At 72.5% G+C, this 18,702-nt stretch carries 21 protein-coding genes and 1 tRNA gene; 12 read left to right on the top strand and 10 right to left on the bottom strand.

Going from position 1 to position 18,702, the window contains the following annotated elements; translation table 11 throughout:
* Window positions 1-21: 21 nt before the first annotated feature.
* The gene (locus tag ACIGW4_RS36340; RefSeq protein ID WP_359589429.1) at window positions 22-657 is read left to right on the top strand and encodes an NAD(P)-binding domain-containing protein; all 636 of its coding nucleotides are present in this window, start codon (window positions 22-24) and stop codon (window positions 655-657) included.
* Between the two features lie 56 nt (window positions 658-713).
* The gene (locus ACIGW4_RS36335; RefSeq protein WP_359589430.1) at window positions 714-1,649 is read left to right on the top strand and encodes an NADP-dependent oxidoreductase; all 936 of its coding nucleotides are present in this window, start codon (window positions 714-716) and stop codon (window positions 1,647-1,649) included.
* Between the two features lie 25 nt (window positions 1,650-1,674).
* Here ACIGW4_RS36335 and ACIGW4_RS36330 read toward each other — a convergent pair whose 3' ends face one another.
* From ACIGW4_RS36330 to ACIGW4_RS36310, 5 genes are all read right to left on the bottom strand, one after another.
* Window positions 1,675-2,001: a DUF202 domain-containing protein gene (locus tag ACIGW4_RS36330; protein ID WP_123450669.1), complete on the bottom strand. Its 327-nt coding sequence runs from the start codon at window positions 1,999-2,001 to the stop codon at window positions 1,675-1,677.
* Entirely contained in the window at window positions 1,998-2,393 is a 396-nt protein-coding gene (locus ACIGW4_RS36325; protein ID WP_123450667.1) for a YidH family protein, read from the bottom strand. The genes ACIGW4_RS36330 and ACIGW4_RS36325 overlap by 4 nt, the downstream gene beginning before the upstream one ends.
* A gap of 62 nt (window positions 2,394-2,455) precedes the next feature.
* A complete protein-coding gene (locus tag ACIGW4_RS36320; RefSeq protein ID WP_399585825.1) occupies window positions 2,456-2,986 on the bottom strand; it encodes an NUDIX domain-containing protein in 531 nt (176 codons plus the stop codon).
* Window positions 2,987-3,013: 27 nt separating this feature from the next.
* Window positions 3,014-3,778 carry a glucose 1-dehydrogenase gene (locus tag ACIGW4_RS36315; RefSeq protein ID WP_398710753.1) on the bottom strand — a complete coding sequence of 255 codons (765 nt, stop codon included), beginning with the start codon at window positions 3,776-3,778 and terminating at the stop codon, window positions 3,014-3,016.
* A 20-nt stretch (window positions 3,779-3,798) separates the two neighbouring features.
* Entirely contained in the window at window positions 3,799-4,437 is a 639-nt protein-coding gene (locus ACIGW4_RS36310; protein ID WP_399585823.1) for a TetR/AcrR family transcriptional regulator, read from the bottom strand.
* A gap of 94 nt (window positions 4,438-4,531) precedes the next feature.
* Here ACIGW4_RS36310 and ACIGW4_RS36305 point away from each other — a divergent pair, with 94 nt between their 5' ends.
* Window positions 4,532-6,187: an FAD-binding dehydrogenase gene (locus ACIGW4_RS36305; RefSeq protein WP_399585821.1), complete on the top strand. Its 1,656-nt coding sequence runs from the start codon at window positions 4,532-4,534 to the stop codon at window positions 6,185-6,187.
* A 146-nt stretch (window positions 6,188-6,333) separates the two neighbouring features.
* On the top strand, window positions 6,334-7,218 hold the full coding sequence (locus tag ACIGW4_RS36300; protein WP_399585818.1) for a TIGR03619 family F420-dependent LLM class oxidoreductase: 885 nt from the start codon (window positions 6,334-6,336) through the stop codon (window positions 7,216-7,218).
* Between the two features lie 54 nt (window positions 7,219-7,272).
* Here ACIGW4_RS36300 and ACIGW4_RS36295 read toward each other — a convergent pair whose 3' ends face one another.
* Window positions 7,273-8,670, bottom strand: coding sequence for a gluconate:H+ symporter (locus ACIGW4_RS36295; protein WP_399585815.1), 1,398 nt, complete (start codon window positions 8,668-8,670; stop codon window positions 7,273-7,275).
* A gap of 45 nt (window positions 8,671-8,715) precedes the next feature.
* The gene (locus ACIGW4_RS36290; RefSeq protein WP_398710691.1) at window positions 8,716-9,240 is read right to left on the bottom strand and encodes a gluconokinase; all 525 of its coding nucleotides are present in this window, start codon (window positions 9,238-9,240) and stop codon (window positions 8,716-8,718) included.
* Between the two features lie 157 nt (window positions 9,241-9,397).
* On the opposite strand from ACIGW4_RS36290, the gene ACIGW4_RS36285 reads away from it, so the two are divergent.
* The 4 genes from ACIGW4_RS36285 (at window position 9,398) to ACIGW4_RS36270 (ending at window position 13,576) form a co-directional block, all read left to right on the top strand.
* Complete coding sequence (locus tag ACIGW4_RS36285) at window positions 9,398-10,099, top strand: FadR/GntR family transcriptional regulator (protein ID WP_123450651.1); 702 nt, start codon at window positions 9,398-9,400, stop codon at window positions 10,097-10,099.
* A 179-nt stretch (window positions 10,100-10,278) separates the two neighbouring features.
* Window positions 10,279-11,739, top strand: a complete 1,461-nt coding sequence (locus ACIGW4_RS36280) for an amino acid permease (protein ID WP_359589434.1) — start codon at window positions 10,279-10,281, stop codon at window positions 11,737-11,739.
* Window positions 11,740-11,861: 122 nt separating this feature from the next.
* Window positions 11,862-12,947, top strand: a complete 1,086-nt coding sequence (locus ACIGW4_RS36275) for an S-(hydroxymethyl)mycothiol dehydrogenase (protein WP_359589435.1) — start codon at window positions 11,862-11,864, stop codon at window positions 12,945-12,947.
* The gene (locus ACIGW4_RS36270) at window positions 12,947-13,576 is read left to right on the top strand and encodes an MBL fold metallo-hydrolase (RefSeq protein WP_123450645.1); all 630 of its coding nucleotides are present in this window, start codon (window positions 12,947-12,949) and stop codon (window positions 13,574-13,576) included. Before ACIGW4_RS36275 ends, ACIGW4_RS36270 begins: the two co-directional genes overlap by 1 nt.
* On the opposite strand, the gene ACIGW4_RS36265 is transcribed toward ACIGW4_RS36270, so the two are convergent.
* Window positions 13,560-14,486, bottom strand: a complete 927-nt coding sequence (locus ACIGW4_RS36265; protein WP_123457232.1) for an RluA family pseudouridine synthase — start codon at window positions 14,484-14,486, stop codon at window positions 13,560-13,562. The genes ACIGW4_RS36270 and ACIGW4_RS36265 overlap by 17 nt on opposite strands.
* A 95-nt stretch (window positions 14,487-14,581) precedes the next feature.
* Window positions 14,582-14,669 (bottom strand) — tRNA-Leu (locus ACIGW4_RS36260).
* A 209-nt stretch (window positions 14,670-14,878) separates the two neighbouring features.
* Between ACIGW4_RS36260 and ACIGW4_RS36255 the strand changes: the two genes are divergently transcribed.
* The 3 genes from ACIGW4_RS36255 to ACIGW4_RS36245 all read left to right on the top strand — a co-directional run bounded on the left by ACIGW4_RS36255 (window position 14,879) and on the right by ACIGW4_RS36245 (window position 17,492).
* Entirely contained in the window at window positions 14,879-16,204 is a 1,326-nt protein-coding gene (locus tag ACIGW4_RS36255; RefSeq protein ID WP_123450643.1) for a M20/M25/M40 family metallo-hydrolase, read from the top strand.
* Between the two features lie 128 nt (window positions 16,205-16,332).
* Window positions 16,333-16,566 carry a chaplin ChpH gene (chpH, locus tag ACIGW4_RS36250; RefSeq protein ID WP_015032475.1) on the top strand — a complete coding sequence of 78 codons (234 nt, stop codon included), beginning with the start codon at window positions 16,333-16,335 and terminating at the stop codon, window positions 16,564-16,566.
* Window positions 16,567-16,706: 140 nt separating this feature from the next.
* Entirely contained in the window at window positions 16,707-17,492 is a 786-nt protein-coding gene (locus ACIGW4_RS36245) for a chaplin (protein ID WP_399585810.1), read from the top strand.
* A gap of 84 nt (window positions 17,493-17,576) precedes the next feature.
* Here the strand turns inward: ACIGW4_RS36245 and ACIGW4_RS36240 are convergent, their stop codons facing one another.
* Complete coding sequence (locus ACIGW4_RS36240) at window positions 17,577-17,765, bottom strand: DUF5703 family protein (RefSeq protein ID WP_015032473.1); 189 nt, start codon at window positions 17,763-17,765, stop codon at window positions 17,577-17,579.
* A gap of 47 nt (window positions 17,766-17,812) precedes the next feature.
* Between ACIGW4_RS36240 and ACIGW4_RS36235 the strand changes: the two genes are divergently transcribed.
* The gene (locus tag ACIGW4_RS36235; RefSeq protein ID WP_123450637.1) at window positions 17,813-18,472 is read left to right on the top strand and encodes a hypothetical protein; all 660 of its coding nucleotides are present in this window, start codon (window positions 17,813-17,815) and stop codon (window positions 18,470-18,472) included.
* The last annotated feature ends 230 nt before the right edge of the window (window positions 18,473-18,702 follow it).

The following is an 18,702-nucleotide window of genomic DNA, read 5'->3' as shown; positions in this document are numbered from 1 at the left end:
GTACGTGAGGGAGGACGCCCCATGAGGGTGGGAGTACTGGGTACGGGAGCGATGGCACGGGCGCTCGGCGGAGGATGGGCCGGGGCCGGCCACGAGGTGCTCGTCGGCGGCCGGGACGCCGAACGGACCGCCGCGCTCGCCGCGAGCACGGGGGCCAGGCCGGGCACCCTCGCCGAGGCCGCCCGCTTCGGCGAGGCGACCCTCCTGGCCCTGCCGTACGACGCGGTCCTGCCGGTCCTCGGGACGGCGGGCCCCGTCGGCTCGTTCGGCGGCCGGATCCTGATCGACTGCACCAACGCGGTCGGTCCGGGCCCGGTCCTCACCACCGGCGGGGGCCCCGGCGCCGCCCGCACCCTCGCCGCCGCGACGGGCGCCCGGGTGGTGAAGGCCTTCAACCACGTGACGCCGGCGGTGTGGAGCCGCACCCCGCCCGTCTTCGCCGACGGACCGGTCGCCGTCCCCCTGTGCGGGGACGACGAGGAGGCCCTCGCGCTCGTCTCCGCCCTCGCCGCCGATCTGGGCTGCGCCCCGTTCGTCGCCGGCCCGCTGGCCCACGCGGACCTCCTGGAGGCGACCACCGCCTTCCTCATCGGCCTGTGGACCTCGGGCCGCGACCCGCGCGCCATGCTCCCGCCGCCGGCGGCGCTCGGCGGCTGACGCCCGGACGGCGCCCCGGCTTGCGGGCCGGCCCGGTCGCCCCGAGGGTCGGAAGCATGAAGGCGATCAGTTACAGCCGGTACGGCGGCCCCGAGGTGCTGGAGTACGGCGAGCTGCCCGACCCGAAGGTCGGCCCCGACGAGGTCCTGGTCGAGGTGCGGGCGGCCGCCGTCAATCCCGTCGACTGGAAGGCGCAGGCCGGGTACCTCGACGGCATGCTCGACGCCGTCTTCCCGGTCGTCCCCGGCTGGGACGTCTCCGGCGTCGTGGTCCGGCTCGGCGTCTCCGTCCCCGAGTACGCCGTCGGGGACGAGGTCATGGGGTACGTCCGCGAGGACGTCCTCGCGCACGGCACCTTCGCCGAGTACGTCGCCGCCCCGGTCCGCACCCTCGCCCGCAAGCCCCGGACCTTCGGCTTCGAGGAGGCCGCGGCCCTGCCGCTCGTCGGCCTCACCGCGTACCAGGTGCTCCACCGGCCCCAGGCCCTCGCGGTGCGCCCCGGCGACACCGTCCTCGTGCACGCGGCGGCCGGCGGGGTCGGCTCGACGGCCGTGCAGATCGCCCGCCACTTCGGCTGCCGGGTGATCGGCGCGGCCCGGGACGCGGGCCTGGGGCGGGTCGCGGAGCTCGGCGCCGAGCCCGTCCGCTACGACGAGGAGACCTTCGCCGACCAGGTCCGCGCCCTCGCCCCGCAGGGGGTGGACGCCGTCCTCGACACCATCGGCGGCCCGTTCCTGAAGCTCTCCGCAGGGCTCCTCGCTCCCGGGGGCCGCCTGGCCTCGATCGCCGACGGCGAGGTCCTCGCCCTCGGCGGCCGCTACTTCTGGGTCCGTCCCGACGCGGCCGACCTCGCGGTCCTCGCCGACCTGGCCGACGCGGGCGTCCTCACCGTACGGGTGGCGAAGTCGTTCCCGCTGGAGCGGGCGGCCGACGCCCAGCGCGCCAACGCGGCGGGCGGCCTGAACGGCAAGGTCGTGGTGACCGTCCCGTAGGGGCGTCCTGCCGAGCGGGCCGGGTTCACCAGATCAGCGCCGCCCCGAGGACGGCGAGCGCGATCGTGCACACCGCCGCGAGCAGCGCGCCCCGGTGGGAGAGGGGGAGCGGTCGGGCCGCGCCCAGGGAACGGATCCTGCGGTGGGCCACGGCCAGGAAGGCGACCCACACCAGGGACGAGAGCGCGAGCCCGGTCAGCTCCCGAGCCGTGACCTCGTCGCTGACCACCAGCTTCACGGCGAGCACCGCGACGACCGTGCACGACAGGGTCGTACGCCGCCACGCGAGCCGGGTCCGTTCCGGCTGGAGCCCGGGGTCCCGGGACTCGGCGGCCTCGGCGGCCGAACTCACCGTCCGGCCCAGCCGAAGACGACGAGCACCACCATCGCGAGGGCCACGCCGGCCACCGCGAGGCTGAGCAGCGCCGGGAAGCGGGACACCGGAAGGTCCTCGCCGCGGCGCATGGCCCGTTCGCAGCGCACCCAGTGGTTCACCGCCCGCAGGGCGCACAGCACACCGGCGGCGAGCAGCGCGAGCGCGAGCCCGACGCGCACGCCCCAGCGCAGGTCCGGCAGGAACTGGTCGACGGCGAAGCCGCCGCCGACCAGGGCGAGCGCGGTCCGGATCCAGGCCAGGAAGGTCCGCTCGTTGGCGAGGGAGAAGCGGTAGTCGGGCGTCTCGCCCTCGTCCCGGATCCGCCGCGGCGCGAACCACAGCCGCAGGCTCTGCACGAAATCGCTCACCCGTGCACCCTAACGGCCGGGTGAGCGGTCCGTCGGGCGCCCGTTCCGTGCCGCCGGCACGGTCAGGGCGTCTCGCCCTCCGCCCGCAGCAGCTCGTACGCGGCGAGGCCGTCCGGCACCCACTCCCAGGCGCCCGCCGTCCCGGGCAGCCGTGCGGCCAGCTCCTCGTCGGTGAGGAAGCCGTGCCAGGCGACCTCCTCCGCCTGCGGGGCGACCGGCAGTTCGCAGCGGACCTCGTAGACGGCCGACCACCACTTCCCGGCCACGCCCCCGGAGTCGTACAGGAACCGCGCCACCGGCTCGGGGCGGGGCAGTCCGGACACGCCGAGCTCCTCCTCGGCCTCCCGCAGCGCGGCCTCGTCGTAGGACTCGCCCGCGCCGACGACCCCGCCCACGAACATGTCGTACATCGACGGGAAGACCAGCTTCGTCGGCGTCCTGCGGTGGACGAAGACCCTGCCCTCGGCGTCCCTGACCCGGACGAAGACGCAGCGGTGGATCAGGCCCCGCGCGTACACCTCACCGCGCGGGGCCTGCCCGATCACCCGGTCCTGCTCGTCGACGACGTCGAGGATCTCTTCAGCGGCGCTCATGCCGCCATCCAAGCAGCCCCGGGCGGCTCACTGCCCCATGACGTACTTGACCGTCGGGCCGGTCGTCCAGCCGCCGTCCACGGCGAGCTCCGCGCCCGTCACGTACGAGGCGGCGTCCGAGAGGAGGAAGACGACCGCGCCCGCGATCTCGTCGGCCTCGCCGACCCGGCCCATGGGCGTGTTCGGGTACTTGCCCTCGCCGCGCTCGATGCCGACGGAGGCCGTCATCGGGGTGTAGGTCATGCCGGGGTGGACGGAGTTGACGCGGATCCCCGCCGTGCCGAGCTCCACCGCGCCGATCTTCGTCAGACCGCGCACGCCCCACTTGGAGGCGCCGTACCCGGCGGTCAGGGCCAGGCCCATCAGGCCCGCGGCCGAGGAGATGTTGACGATCGAGCCGCCGCCGGCCTCCTTCATCGCCGGGATCGCGGCCTTCATGCCGATGAAGACGCCGGTCAGGTTGATGTCGAGGACCCTGCGGAAGTGCTCGACGGACTCGCTCTCCAGGAACGCGCCGGTGGAGATGCCGGCGTTGTTCACCAGACCGTGCAGCCCGCCGAACTCCGCCACCGCGAAGGCGACGGCCGCCGCCCACTCCTCCTCGGAGGTCACGTCGTGGTGGAGGAACCGGGCCCGCTCGCCGAGCGCCTCGGCGGTGGCCTTGCCGTCCTCGTCGAGCACGTCGGTGATCACGACGTTCGCGCCGGCGGCCACGGCCTGCCGGGCGGCCTCGGCGCCCAGGCCGCGGGCGCCGCCGGTGACGAGCACGGTCTTGCCGGTGAGGTCGTTCATGGGAGACATGCGAGGTCCCTTCAGGGGGTTCGGACGCTCCGGGGCTGTGCGGCCCGGAGAAGCGCGGTGGTGGTCTCGACGAGGTCGGCGAGGAAGAGCGGTTCGTCGGTGAGGGGCTCGGCGCCGTCGAGGCACTGCCGGGCCCGGTCCGCCATCGCCGCGCCCACCACGGTCAGCGCCAGGTCGAGGCGCTCCAGGAGCAGCGGCTCGGGCAGCCCGTCGGCGGCCAGCCGGTCCGCCGTCCGCTCGATCAGGCGCCAGTAGGCGGTGCCGGCGAGCGTGGGGTGGGGGGTGCGGGTGCGCACGCCGCTCTCGTGGCTGAGCTGCGCGGAGATCCGCAGACAGCGGCGGCCCCGGTCGGTGCGCAGCTCGCCGGCCTCGGCGGTGACGAGGGCGGCGACCAGTTGCCTCAGGTCGTCGCCGGCGTCGTCGAGGAGGGGGGCGAGCACCTGTTCCGTACGGGCCTGGCGGCCGGCCATGACCGCGTCGAGCAGTCCCGCGCGCGAGCCGAAGTGGTACTGCACGGCGGAGGGGTTGGCCTGTCCGGCCCGTGCCACGACGTCCCGCAGCTGTGCGCCGTCGACGCCCTGGGCGGCGAAGACCTCCTCCGCCGCTCGGATCAGTTTCTCCCGGGTCTCGGGCCCTGACGTCCTTGCCATGTCCTCATATTAATGCTCGACATTAGAAAACGGAAAGGCCGGGGGAGGGCTCGGACGGTTGACTCGATACATCCGTGTATCCAAGATGCGGTCCATGTCCTACGACGCTGACGTGATCGTGATCGGAGCGGGCCTCGCCGGCCTCGTCGCCACCGCCGAGCTGGTCGACGCCGGCCGCTCGGTGATCCTCCTCGACCAGGAACCCGAGCAGTCCCTCGGCGGTCAGGCCCACTGGTCCTTCGGCGGCCTGTTCCTCGTCGACTCGCCCGAACAGCGCAGGATGCGCGTCAAGGACAGCCACGCCCTGGCCCTGCAGGACTGGTTCGGCACGGCGGGCTTCGACCGCGCGGAGGACCACTGGCCGAGGAAGTGGGCCGAGGCGTACGTCGACTTCGCCGCCGGCGAGAAGCGCGCCTGGCTCCACGCGCGCGGGGTGCGCTTCTTCCCCGTCGTCGGCTGGGCCGAGCGCGGCGGCTACGACGCGAACGGCCACGGCAACTCCGTACCCCGTTTCCACATCACCTGGGGCACCGGTCCCGGCCTCGTCGCCCCCTTCGAGCGCAAGGTCCGCGAGGGCGCCGCCCGCGGGCTCGTCGACCTCCGCTTCCGCCACCGCGTCACCGGGCTCGGCCGCACGGCCGGAGCCGTCGACACCGTCTCCGGCGAGATCCTGGCCCCCTCGGCCGCCGCTCGCGGCACCGCGTCGAGCCGCGAGGCCACGGGAGCCTTCGAACTCCGCGCCCAGGCCGTGATCGTCACCTCCGGCGGCATCGGCGGCAACCACGACCTCGTCCGCGCGCAGTGGCCCGCCCGGCTCGGCACCCCGCCCGCCAAGCTGCTCTCCGGCGTCCCGGCCCACGTCGACGGACTGATGCTCGGCATCGCCGAGAAGGCGGGCGCCCACCACATCAACCGCGACCGGATGTGGCACTACACCGAGGGCATCGAGAACTGGAACCCCGTCTGGGCCCGCCACGGCATCCGCATCCTGCCCGGACCCTCCTCCCTCTGGCTGGACGCCACCGGCAAGCGGCTGCCCGTCCCGCTCTTCCCCGGCTTCGACACCCTCGGCACCCTCGAACACATCATGCGGACCGGCCACGACCACACCTGGTTCGTCCTCGACAAGCGCATCATCGGCAAGGAGTTCGCCCTCTCCGGCTCCGAACAGAACCCCGACCTCACCGGCAGGTCCGTCCGTGACGTCCTCGGCCGCGCCCGCGCCGACGTACCCGCCCCCGTCCGGGCCTTCATGGACAAGGGCGTCGACTTCGTCGTCGAGAACGACCTCTCCGCCCTCGTCCGCGGCATGAACGCCCTCACCGACGAGCCCCTGATCGACGAGGCCGCCCTGCGCCGCGAGATCACCGCCCGCGACCGCGAGATCGCCAACCCCTTCACCAAGGACCTCCAGGTCACGGCGGTCCGGGGCGCCCGCAAGTACCTGGGCGACAGGCTGATCCGCACGGCGCCGCCGCACCGCCTCCTCGACCCGAAGGCGGGCCCCCTGATCGCCGTCCGCCTCAACATCCTCACCCGCAAGTCCCTCGGCGGCCTGGAGACCGACCTCGACTCCCGCGTCCTGACGGAGGGCGGCGCGCCCCTGGACGGCGTGTACGCGGCGGGCGAGGCGGCCGGCTTCGGCGGCGGCGGGGTCCACGGCTACCGCTCCCTCGAAGGCACCTTCCTCGGCGGCTGCGTCTTCTCGGGCCGGGCGGCGGGCCGCGCGGCGGCGAAGGCGGTGGGGTGACGGCGAGAGGGGCCGGACGGCGGTGAGAGGGGCCGGACGGCGGCGAGGGCGGTCCGGCCGCCGGACCCGTGCGGCCGTCGCGTGTGATACGGGTCACAGCCCCGCCCCTTCGTGTCGCGAACCGCCCCGCTGCCCAGGATGAGGCCATGGACATAGGCATCGCACTGCCCCAGTACGGCACCCACGCCCGCGCCGACCGCATCGCGGCCTTCGCGCGGGACGCCGAGGACGCCGGGTTCGACTCGTTCTGGGTCGGCGACCGCGCCCTCACCCCGGTCGCCCCCAGCGACCTCTATCCGGGGCACACGCCGGAGAACCCGTACCCCCGCCAGTACAGGACCTTCCTCGACCCGCTGACCGTGCTCACCGTCGCGGCCGGCGCCACCTCCCGCGCCCGGCTCGGCATGAGCACCCTCAACGGGCCCTGGTACCCGCCCGCCCTGCTCGCCCGCTCCCTCACCTCGCTCGACCAGGTCAGCGGCGGACGCCTCGACGTCGGTCTCGGCATCGGCTGGCTGCGGGACGAGTACACCGCCGTCGGCGCCGACTTCGGCCGGCGCGGCGCGCTCCTCGACGAGCTCCTCGACGTTCTCCACGGCTTCTGGACCGAGGAGGAGTTCGGCCACGAGGGGCCGCGCTGGACGATCCCCGTCTCGTACGTCGGTCTGCGCCCCGTCCAGCCGGCCGGACCGCCCGTCTACCTGGGCGGCTTCAGCCCCGCCGCCCTGCGCCGGGTCGGCCGCCGGGCCGCGGGCTGGGTCGGCGCCGTCCTGCCGCCCGGAGCGGCCGAGGGCCTGTGGGACGTGGCCCGGCGCGCCGCCGAGGAGGCGGGCCGGGACCCGGACGCGCTGCGCCGGCAGATCCGCTTCAACCCCGCCCCCGGCGCCACGGCGGACGCGATCGCCGGCGCGCTCTCCGGCGTGCGCGACACCGGCGCCGACGGCTGCTTCGTCGACCTCCAGCAGTGCGTGGACGAGCCCGGCGAGGCCCTGGAGCTCGGGACCAAGGTCCTCGGGCTGCTGCGGGGCTGAGCACGGCGGAGGGGCCCCGGACGTTCCGGGGCCCCTCCGCGCGCACGGGGTCGGCTACAGCACCAGCGACAGCAGCAGGACGAACACGATGCCGACGACCGAGATGATCGTCTCCATCACCGACCAGGTCTTGATCGTCTGGCCGACGTTCATGCCGAAGTACTCCTTCACCAGCCAGAACCCGGCGTCGTTGACGTGGCTGAAGAAGAGCGAACCGGCGCCGATCGCGAGGACGAGCAGCGACACCTCACCGGTCGACATGCCCTCGGCGAGCGGGGCCACCAGGCCGGCCGCCGAGATCGTCGCCACGGTGGCCGAGCCGGTCGCGAGCCGGATCGCGACCGCGATCAGCCAGGCGAGCAGCAGGGCCGGGATCGACCAGCTCTTCGAGAAGTCGAGGATCATCTGGCCGACGCCGATGTCGATCAGGGTCTGCTTGAAGCCGCCGCCCGCGCCGACGATCAGCAGGATGCCCGCGATCGGGGCGAGCGACTTGTCGACGGTGGAGGACAGCTGCTCCTTGGTGAAGCCGGCCGCGCGGCCCATCGTGAACATGGCGACGATGACGGCCGCGAGCAGGGCGATCAGCGGCGAGCCGATGACGTCGGTGACCTTCTGCACGCCGTTCTCGGGGTCGTCGACCACGATGTCGACGAGCGCCTTGACCAGCATCAGGACGACGGGCAGCAGGATGGTCGCGACGGTGACGCCGAAGCCGGGACGCTTCTCCAGGTCCTCGGAGGGTCGGGCCGGGATCATCTTCTCGGGGGCCTGGATGTCCACCCAGCGGGCGGCGTACCTGGAGAAGACCGGACCGGCGATGATCACGGTCGGTATGGCGACGACCAGACCGAGCGCGAGGGTCACGCCCAGGTTGGCGCCGACCGCGTCGATCGCGACGAGCGGGCCGGGGTGCGGCGGGATGAGGCCGTGCATCACGGACAGGCCGGCCAGGGCCGGGATGCCGATCCGCATCAGCGAGTAGTTGCCGCGCTTGGCGACCATGAGCACGACCGGGATCAGCAGCACGATGCCGACCTCGAAGAAGAGCGGCAGGCCGATCACGGAGGCGATCAGGACCATCGCCCAGGGCATGGCCCGCTTGCCGGTCTTCGCCAGGATCGTGTCGACGATCTGGTCGGCGCCGCCGGAGTCGGCGAGCAGCTTGCCGAGGATCGCGCCGAGCGCGATGAGCACGCCCACACCGGCCACGGTGTTGCCGAGTCCGGTGCTGAAGGACTTGATGGTGTCCGCGAGCGGGGCGCCGGCGAACGCGCCGAGCGCCAGCGAGCCGATGGTCAGCGCGAGGAACGCGTGCAGCTTGAACTTGGTGATGAGCAGGACGATGACGGCGATGCCGGCGAGCACGGCGATCCCGAGCTGGGCGTTGCCTGCCGAGGTGATCGGTTCGGCGGCGTCCGCTGCCAGGATCTCGACGCTGAGACTGGTCACGGTGGTGTCCTTCGTACGGGCAGGTGGGGACGGGACGGGGGAGGGTCAGCCGGCCAGGCCGCGCAGGGCGGCGACGGCGCGGGCGGTGATCTCCTCCGGGGTGCCGGAGACGTCGACGGCGACGCCGGCCTCGTCGTCCTGCAGGGGCTGCAGGGTGGCGAACTGGGAGTCGAGGAGCGCGGTGGGCATGAAATGGCCCTTGCGCGCGGCCATCCGCTCCTCGATCAGCTGCCGGTCACCGGTCAGATGCAGGAAGACGATTCCGGGCGCGGCGGCACGCAGCCGGTCCCGGTAGGTCCGCTTGAGCGCGGAGCTGCTCACGACCCCGCCGAGCCCGGCCCGGCCGTGCGCCCACTCCCCGATGGCGTCGAGCCAGGGCCCCCGGTCCGTGTCGTCCAGCGGGACGCCGGCCGACATCTTGGCGACGTTGGCCGCCGGGTGGAAGTCGTCGCCCTCGGCGTACGGCAGGCCGAGCGCCTCCGCGACCAGCGGACCGATGGTGGTCTTGCCGGTCCCGGCGACGCCCATCACGACGACGACCGGGGGAGCGGTGAGGGGGGTGGTGCTCATGGGGGGTGCCTCGCTGTCTTCATCGACATCGATTCGGTGAATCCGTCGCGCTCATGAAACCCATTGGGTACGACGTATTCAAGAGTCTGTGACATAAAAGTCGTACTTTTAATTCCCGGGTGTGATCGCCCGGACCCGCGCGCATAGGCTGATCACCATGACGACACCGGCCCAGGGGCTCCACTCCCACGTCCTGGCCACCCTGGGCCTCGCGATCACCGCCGGGGAGTACCCGCCGGGCACCGTGCTGCGCACCGACGAGCTCGCCCAGCGCTTCGACGTCTCCCGGACCGTCGTCCGCGAGGTCGTGCGGGTCCTGGAGTCCATGCACCTCGTCGAGTCCCGCCGGCGCGTGGGCGTGACCGTGCTCCCCACGGCCAGCTGGAACGTGTACGACCCCCAGGTCATCCGCTGGCGGCTCGCCGGCGCCGACCGCCCCCGCCAGCTCCGCTCGCTCACCGTGCTCCGCTCGGCCGTCGAACCCGTCGCCGCCGGCCTGGCCGCGCTGAACGCCACCCCCGAGCAGTGCCGCGATCTCACCGAGCAGGCCCTCGGCATGGTCGCCACCTCGCGCGGCCGGCGCCTGGAGGAGTACCTCGTCCACGACGTCGCCTTCCACCGGGTCGTGCTCAACGCCTCGGGCAACGAGATGTTCGCCCGCCTCGGCGACGTCGTCGCCGAGGTCCTCACCGGCCGCACCCGCCACCACGTGATGTTCGAGGACCCCGACCCGGCCGCCGTCACCCTGCACGTCCAGGTCGCCGAGGCCGTGCGGGAGCGGGACGCGGCCCGCGCCGAGGAGCTCACCCGGCAGATCGCCGTCGGCGCCCTCCAGGAGCTGGACGTCCTCGCCCCGTAGTTCATACGGGCGTTACCCGCACGTAACCTCTGAACTAGCTCAAATATGGGCGTTCAGTGACATGCGTCACAGTCAGTCAGGGGCTGTTGCCGTGAGTATGTGCGCTGGCCGTGCCGGGAGACCCCCGTTCAGGTGCGGCCGGGTACCGCACCGTCCCCCTCACGAAGGCGAACAACTCCATGACTGACCGCGTCACCGCGGCCGAGCCGCTGTCCGCCGCTCCGGCGAACCCGGCCGCAGCCCCCCACGTCGACGCAGGCGACGCCGGCTACCGCAAGGACCTCAAGTCCCGGCACATCAACATGATCGCCATCGGCGGCGCCATCGGCACCGGCCTCTTCCTCGGCGCCGGTGGCCGCATGTCCCAGGCGGGCCCGTCCCTCTTCATCGCGTACGCCGTCTGCGGCGTCTTCGCCTTCTTCGTGGTGCGCGCCCTCGGCGAGCTGGTGCTCTACCGCCCCTCCTCCGGCGCCTTCGTCTCCTACGCCCGTGAGTTCATGGGCGAGAAGGGCGCCTACACGGCCGGCTGGCTGTACTTCCTCAACTGGTCGACCACCGCCGTCGCCGACATCACGGCGGCCGCCACCTACGCCCACTTCTGGGCCATGTTCAGCGACATCCCGCAGTGGGTCCTCGCCCTGATCGCCCTCGCGGTCGTCCTCACGGCCAACCTCATCTCCGTGAAGTACTTCGGCGAGATGGAGTTCTGGTTCGCGATCATCAAGGTCGCCGCCCTGGTCGCCTTCATGCTCGTCGGCATCTTCCTCGTCGTGACCTCGCACGACGTCGGCGGCCACACCCCGGGCCTGGCCAACATCACCGACAACGGCGGCATCTTCCCCAACGGCATGATGCCGATGCTGCTGCTCATCCAGGGCGTCGTCTTCGCCTACGCCTCCGTCGAGCTGTGCGGCGTCGCCGCCGGCGAGACCGAGAACCCCGAGAAGATCATGCCGAAGGCGATCAACTCGATCATGTGGCGCGTCGGCCTGTTCTACGTCGGCTCCGTCGTCCTGCTCGCCCTGATCCTCCCGTACACCGCGTACTCCGGGGACCAGAGCCCCTTCGTCACCGTCTTCGACAAGCTGGGCATCCCCGGCGCCGCCGGCGTGATGAACCTCGTCGTCCTCACCGCCGCCCTCTCCAGCCTCAACTCGGGCCTCTACTCCACCGGCCGCATCCTGCGCTCCATGTCGCTCTCCGGCTCCGCGCCCAAGTTCACCGGCGTCATGAACAAGGGCGGCGTCCCCTACGGCGGCATCCTGCTCACCGCGGGCTTCGGCGTCGCCGGCGTCCTCCTCAACTACGTCATGCCCGGCGAGGCCTTCGAGCTGGTCCTCAACTTCGCCTCCATCGGCATCATCGGCACCTGGGCCATGATCATGGTCTGCTCGCTGCTGTTCGTCCGCCGCGCCAAGGAGGGCAAGGTCGTCCGCCCCGGCTACAACCTGCCCTGGGCCCCGTACACCCAGATCGTGACCCTGGGCTTCCTCGCGGCCGTCCTCGTCCTGATGTGGATGGACGGCGGCATCAGCCGCACCACCGTGAACTGCCTGCCGCTCATCGCGGCGGCCCTCACCGGCGGCTGGTTCCTGGTCCGCCGCCGGGTCCGCGAGACCTCCGCGGCGCACCAGGGCTGAGGCTCCCCCACGGGAGGCGGCGGGACCCCCACAGGCACGGCCTGCGGGGGTCTCGCCTTTTGTCAGGAGATAGTGGTACGCAAGAGCCTTACAAGATCCGGTCGGAGGAAGGGAAGTTCGCGATGCCGCAGCACGTCCAGGGGGTCATCGCCCCCGGCAGGAACGAACCGGTACGCGTCGAGACCATCGTGATCCCCGACCCCGGCCCCGGTGAGGCCGTCGTCAAGATCCAGGCCTGCGGCGTCTGCCACACCGATCTCCACTACAAGCAGGGCGCGATCAACGACGAGTTCCCCTTCCTGCTCGGCCACGAGGCCGCCGGGATCGTCGAGTCCGTCGGCGAGGGCGTCACCGACGTCGCCCCCGGCGACTTCGTGATCCTCAACTGGCGCGCCGTCTGCGGCACCTGCCGCGCCTGTACGCGGGGCCGCCCCTGGTACTGCTTCGCCACCCACAACGCCGAGCAGAAGATGACCCTGCTCGACGGCACGGAGCTCTCCCCGGCCCTCGGCATCGGCGCCTTCGCCGAGAAGACCCTCGTCGCCGCCGGCCAGTGCACCAAGGTCGACCCGTCCGTCGCCCCCGAGGTCGCGGGCCTCCTCGGCTGCGGCGTGATGGCCGGCATCGGCGCCGCGATCAACACCGGGAACGTCGGCCGCGGCGACACCGTCGCCGTCATCGGCTGCGGCGGCGTCGGCGACGCGGCGGTCGTCGGCGCCCGCCTCGCCGGAGCCGCGAAGATCATCGCGGTGGACATCGACGACCGGAAACTGGCCAAGGCGCAGGAGATGGGCGCCACCCACACGATCAACTCCCGGTCCACGGACCCCGTCGAGGCGATCCGCGAGCTCACCGGCGGCTTCGGCGCCGACGTCGTCATCGAGGCCGTCGGCCGCCCGGAGACGTACGAGCAGGCCTTCTACGCCCGCGACCTCGCCGGCACCGTCGTCCTCGTCGGCGTCCCCAGCCCCGAGATGAAGCTGGAACTCCCGCTCCTCGACGTCTTCGGCCGCGGCGGCTCGCTCAAGTCCTCCTGGTACGGGGACTGCCTGCCCTCCCGCGACTTCCCGATGCTCATCGACCTGCACCAGCAGGGCCGCATCGACCTCGCCGCCTTCGTCACCGAGACCATCGGCCTCGGCGACGTCGAGAAGGCCTTCGCCCGCATGCACGAGGGCGACGTCCTGCGCTCGGTGGTGGTCCTCTGATGGCCGCCCGCATCGACCACCTCGTCACCTCCGGCACCTTCAGCCTCGACGGCGGCACCTGGGACGTCGACAACAACGTCTGGATCGTCGGCGACGACCACGAGGCCATCGTCATCGACGCCGCCCACGACGCCGAGGCGATCCTCGCCGCGCTCGACGGCCGCGCCCTGCGCGCCATCGTCTGCACCCACGCCCACGACGACCACATCGACGCCGCCCCGGCCCTCGCGGCCGCCACCGGCGCCCGCATCCTGCTCCACCCGGCCGACCAGCCGCTGTGGAAGCTGACCCACCCCGACCACAGCCCGGACGGCGAGCTCGCCGACGGCCAGGTCCTCACCATCGCCGGCACGGACCTCACGGTCCTCCACACCCCGGGCCACGCCCCCGGAGCGGTCTGTCTGCACGCCCCCGAACTCGGCACGGTCTTCTCCGGCGACACCCTCTTCCAGGGCGGCCCCGGCGCCACCGGCCGGTCCTACTCGGACTTCCCGACGATCGTCGACTCGATCCGCGAGAAGCTCCTCACCCTGCCGCCGGAGACGGTCGTCCGCACCGGCCACGGCGACACCACCACGATCGGTGCGGAGGCCCCGCACCTGGAGGAGTGGATCAGCCGAGGCCACTGAGAGGGCGCCGGCTCAGGAACCTCCTGGGCTCGCCCGTGAACGGGTCGGTGAACTCCAGCGACCGCGCGAGCAGCTGCAGCGGCCGTTCGAAGTCCTCCGGCCCCTCCTCCCGCACCACCGGGTACAGGGGGTCGTTCAGGATCGGCAGCCCGAGCGCGTTCATGTGCACCCGCAGCTGATGGGTCCGCCCGGTCACCGGCACCAGCCGGTACCGGGCGAGCCCGTCCCGGTGGGCCAGGAGCTCGATCCGGCTCTCGGCGTTCGGCTCGCCCGGCACCTCCCGGGCGGCCATCACCCCGCGCTCCTTCTCGATCCGGCTCCGCACGGTCACCGGCAGCTCCACCGCCGGGTCGTACGGCGCCACCGCCTCGTACGCCTTGTGCACGGCCCGGTCCCGGAACAGCGTCTGGTACGCCCCCCGGTCCTCCGGCCGTACGACGAAGAGCACGAGCCCCGCCGTCAGCCGGTCCAGCCGGTGCGCGGGCTGGAGGTGCGGAAGCCCCAGGTCGCGCCGGAGCCGGGCGAGCGCGGTCTCCGTGACGTGCCGACCCCGGGGCATCGTGGCGAGGAAGTGCGGCTTGTCGACGACCACGATCCGCTCGTCGCGGTGCACGACCCCGATCGGGAAGGGCACGGGCGTCTCGGCGGGAAAGTCCCGGTGGAACCAGACGTACCGCCCCGCGGTGTAGGGCTCGTCCCCGCCGACGGGACCGTCCGTCCCCACGAAACGCCCGCCGCTCAGCATCCCCTCGACCCGCCCGGCGCCGATCGCCCCCGCGTACCGGTCGAGCAGGTAGTCCCGGACGGTCGCCCAGCCCCCCTCGGGGTCCTCCGGCAGCCGCACCCGCACGGGGTCGATCCCGTCCCGCTGGGGGAGGGGCGAAGAGGGGGCCTTGGATCTGCGTCGCACCGGGACCACCGCCGTGAATTCTGCCGCCGTGGGCCATGAGCCGTGAGTCATGGGCCGTAACAAGGAAGGACCCCACGTGACGTGGGGTCCTTCGCTGGTGTCCGAGGGGGGACTTGAACCCCCACGCCCGATAAAGGGCACTAGCACCTCAAGCTAGCGCGTCTGCCATTCCGCCACCCGGACAAGGTGTCTGTCTTCTCGGCCGCTGGGCCCTTCCGACGAGGAAAACCATAGCAAACATTCGGAGCGGTCGATCACCACCCCCGGTCGGCCCCCGTCATGTGACAGCCGCATGTCGGAGGACCGGTGCCCTTGGGTGCCGAGGGGGCGGCGCGGGAGGATGGGGGCGACCACCAAGCAATCACGTGGGGCACGTAGTGGGAGGAAGCAGCGTGAGCGAGTCGAACACCGCCCGGAGCGTCAGCGGCGAGGACGAGGTGGTGGACCTCTGTCGCGACCTCATCCGCATCGACACCAGCAACTACGGTGACCACTCCGGCCCGGGAGAGCGGGCGGCGGCCGAGTACGTCGCCGAGAAGCTCGCGGAGGTCGGACTCGAGCCGAAGATCATCGAGTCGCACAAGGGGCGCGCCTCCACCGTCGCCCGGATCGAGGGCGAGGACCCGTCGCGTCCGGCCCTGCTCATCCACGGGCACACCGACGTCGTCCCGGCCAACGCCGAGGACTGGACCCACCACCCCTTCTCCGGCGAGGTCGCCGACGGCTGCGTCTGGGGCCGCGGGGCCGTCGACATGAAGGACATGGACGCGATGACCCTCGCGGTCGTCCGCGACCGGCTGCGCAGCGGCCGCAAGCCGCCGCGCGACATCGTCCTCGCCTTCCTCGCCGACGAGGAGGCCGGCGGCACCTACGGCGCCCGCCACCTGGTCGACAACCACCGGGACCTCTTCGAGGGCGTCACCGAGGCGATCGGCGAGGTCGGCGGCTTCTCCTTCACCGTCAACGAGAACCTGCGGCTCTACCTGGTCGAGACGGCCCAGAAGGGCATGCACTGGATGCGGCTGACCGTCGAGGGCACGGCCGGCCACGGCTCCATGACCAACGACGACAACGCCATCACGGAGCTCTGCGAGGCCGTGGGCCGCCTCGGCCGCCACCAGTGGCCGGTGAGGGTCACCAAGACCGTGCGGAGCTTCCTCGACGAGCTGTCGGACGCCCTCGGCACCCCGCTCGACCCCGAGGACATGGAGGGCACCCTCGCCAAGCTCGGCGGCATCGCCAAGATGGTCGGCGCCACCCTCCGCAACTCGGCCGCCCCGACGATGCTCGGCGCCGGCTACAAGGTGAACGTGATCCCCGGCCAGGCCACCGCGCACGTCGACGGCCGCTTCCTGCCCGGCTACGAGCAGGAGTTCCTGGCCGATCTCGACCGGATCCTCGGCCCCCGCGTGAAGCGCGAGGACGTGCACGGCGACAAGGCCCTGGAGACCAGCTTCGACGGCGCCCTGGTGGACGCCATGCAGCTGGCGCTGCGCGCCGAGGACCCGATCGCCCGCGCCGTGCCGTACATGCTGTCCGGCGGCACCGACGCCAAGTCCTTCGACGACCTCGGCATCCGCTGCTTCGGCTTCGCCCCGCTCCAGCTGCCGCCGGAGCTCGACTTCGCGGGCATGTTCCACGGCGTGGACGAGCGGGTCCCGGTGGACGGCCTCAAGTTCGGCGTCCGCGTGCTGGACCGTTTCCTCGACGCCTGCTGAATTCGCCCACGCGTTTGCGCGTGACCGGAAAGAGTGAATGAACTCAAGGGCTCGTAGCCCTCATCATTCCCCCTCGTTACAGGTGGTGCGGTCCGCGGCTGGGGCCGCATTGCCAACTAGGAGGAATAATGATCAAGAAGGTCGTCGCTGCTGCGGCTGCCACCGGCGGTCTCGTTCTCGCGGGTGCGGGCATGGCCGTTGCCGACGCGGGTGCCCAGGGTGCCGCCATCGGTTCCCCCGGCGTGCTCTCGGGCAACGTCGTCCAGGTGCCGGTTCACGTCCCCGTGAACGTGTGCGGCAACACGGTCTCCGTGATCGGTCTGCTGAACCCCGCCTTCGGCAACACCTGCGTCAACGCCTGACGTTGTGCCTCGCCCCGTGAGGGTGTGAGCCGGTCCGGCCCCGGAGTGCGTGCCATGCACTCCGGGGCCGGTGGCCATTTCCGCCCCGGGCCGTCCGCCCGGTGGCACTCTTTCGAAGCCGAGCAGGCAGGGAACAAGCTATGCGACAGGTCACGCGCAAGGGCCTCATCACCGTCGCGGCCGCCGGAGGCGTTTTCGCCGCCGTCGGCGGCGGATATGCGCACGCCGATTCCGGCGCCAACGGTGCGGCCATGAACTCCCCGGGCGTCGCGTCCGGAAATTCCGTCCAGGTCCCGGTGCACGCACCGGTGAACGCCTGCGGGAACACCGTCAACGTCATCGGACTGCTCAATCCGGCCTTTGGCAACACGTGCGCCAACACCTCCCCGTCCGGTGGCGGGTCCTCCGCCGGCGGCCACACCGGGAACTCTCCCGGCGTGGGCTCCGGCAACAACGTCGAGGTGCCGGTCGACGTCCCGGTGAACGTCTGCGGCAACGACGTCACGGGCGTCGGCCTGGGGAACGCCGTCACGGGCAACGACTGCGCGAACGGCGGGGACACGGGGTACGGGGAGGAGACCCCTGGTACGCCGGGTACACCTGGCACTCCGGGTACGCCCGGGACCCCGGGTACGCCTGGGACCCCTGGAACTCCCGGCACCCCGGGTGCGCCGGGTACGCCGGGGACCCCGGGTACGCCCGGCACTCCTGAGACCCCCGGTACTCCCGGGACCCCCGGTACTCCGGGTACGCCCGGGAACGGAGGCGGGCACAACACTCCCGGTACTCAGGTCGTCACTCCGCCGCGTGCCGTCGAGGAGCTCGCCGAGACCGGCTCCGGTCCGCTCGGCGTGATCCTTCCCGCCGGCGCCGGGATGCTGCTCGCCGGCTCGCTGATCTACCGCCGCGCCCGCAGCGCCGCCTGAGCCGCCGCGCCCACGCGCCACGTACAGGGGCCCCGCACACCACGGGGCCCCTTCTCGCTGTCTTCTCGTCCTGTCCGGTGCTCCCTACCAGGTCGCCCGGACCTGGCGGATGATCCGCCGCTTCAGCCGCACTCTGCGGCTCCCGTCCCGGTGCAGGCTCAGACGGTCCAACTCCCAGTGTCCGTACTCGGCATGGTCGGTCAGGAGCCGCGTCGCCTCCTTGCGGGAGACACCGCGCGGCACGTACACGTCGACAAATTCGTATTCCGGCATCGCATCTATTGTGCGGGCACGGGCCCGGTACGGATAGCGTCTGTCCCATGTCTGATGCTGCGCAGCCCACCGCTGCCGAGGTACGTGCCGCCGCCGAGGCGGTCAAGACCGCACTGGACCGTCACCTCGCGGCGGTCGAACGCCGCACGGGAGACGACGACCCGGCCGTCTACGAGGCCTTCAACGCCCTCGCCGCGGCCGCCGAGACGTACGACGAACTCCTCTACGACCGCTACGACGAGGTCACCCCCTTCGAGATCCCCGGCGCCGACGGCAACCTGCCGCCGTACGCCGGACCTGACGAACCTCACGCCCTCAGCCTCCTGATCCGCCGCGACTACGCCGTCGCCGAACCGCAGCGGCTGCTCGCCCAGGCCCGCCGCGTCGCCGAGCTCGACGACGACGCGGACACCCGCGCGGTCGCCAAGGCCGGCGTCTCGCCGCTCGCCGCGCTCGGCGTGCTCTTCGGCGAGTACGAACCGGACGAGATCGCCTCCCGGCACAAGGAGTTCGGCCTGGAGGAGGGGGACTCCACGCTCTGGGTCACCGCCGCCGAGGAGCTCCCGGAACCGGGGGAGTGGCTGGCCGCTCCCTTCGACCACGCCGACCCCGAGCGGATCGTCTGCCGCTTCGACGTCAGCTCGGTCTTCGACGAGGAGGACGAGGACGAACCCGTGGACGCGGGAGCCTCCGGCACGGACGCCTGACGGGCCGCGGAAGGGCCGGGCCGCGGAAGGGCTCGGACCCGGAAGGGCCGGGCCGGGGAGGGACGGACCCGGGAGGGACGGACCCGAGAGGGCCGGACCCAGGAGGGCTCGGACGCGGTAGGACGGTCACGGCGGAGGGGCGGGGGCCCCCCCCCCCCGTGCCCCCCCCCCCCCCCCCCACCCCCACCCCCGGCGCCGGCCCCGCCACACCCCCCCGGCCGCCCCCCCCC

This window comes from Streptomyces sp. NPDC053513, assembly GCF_044544765.1.
Classification (GTDB): Bacteria; Actinomycetota; Actinomycetes; order Streptomycetales; family Streptomycetaceae; genus Streptomyces; species Streptomyces litmocidini.
Note: the sequence above shows the minus strand (reverse complement) of the source record. Positions and strands in the feature narration are given on the sequence as shown.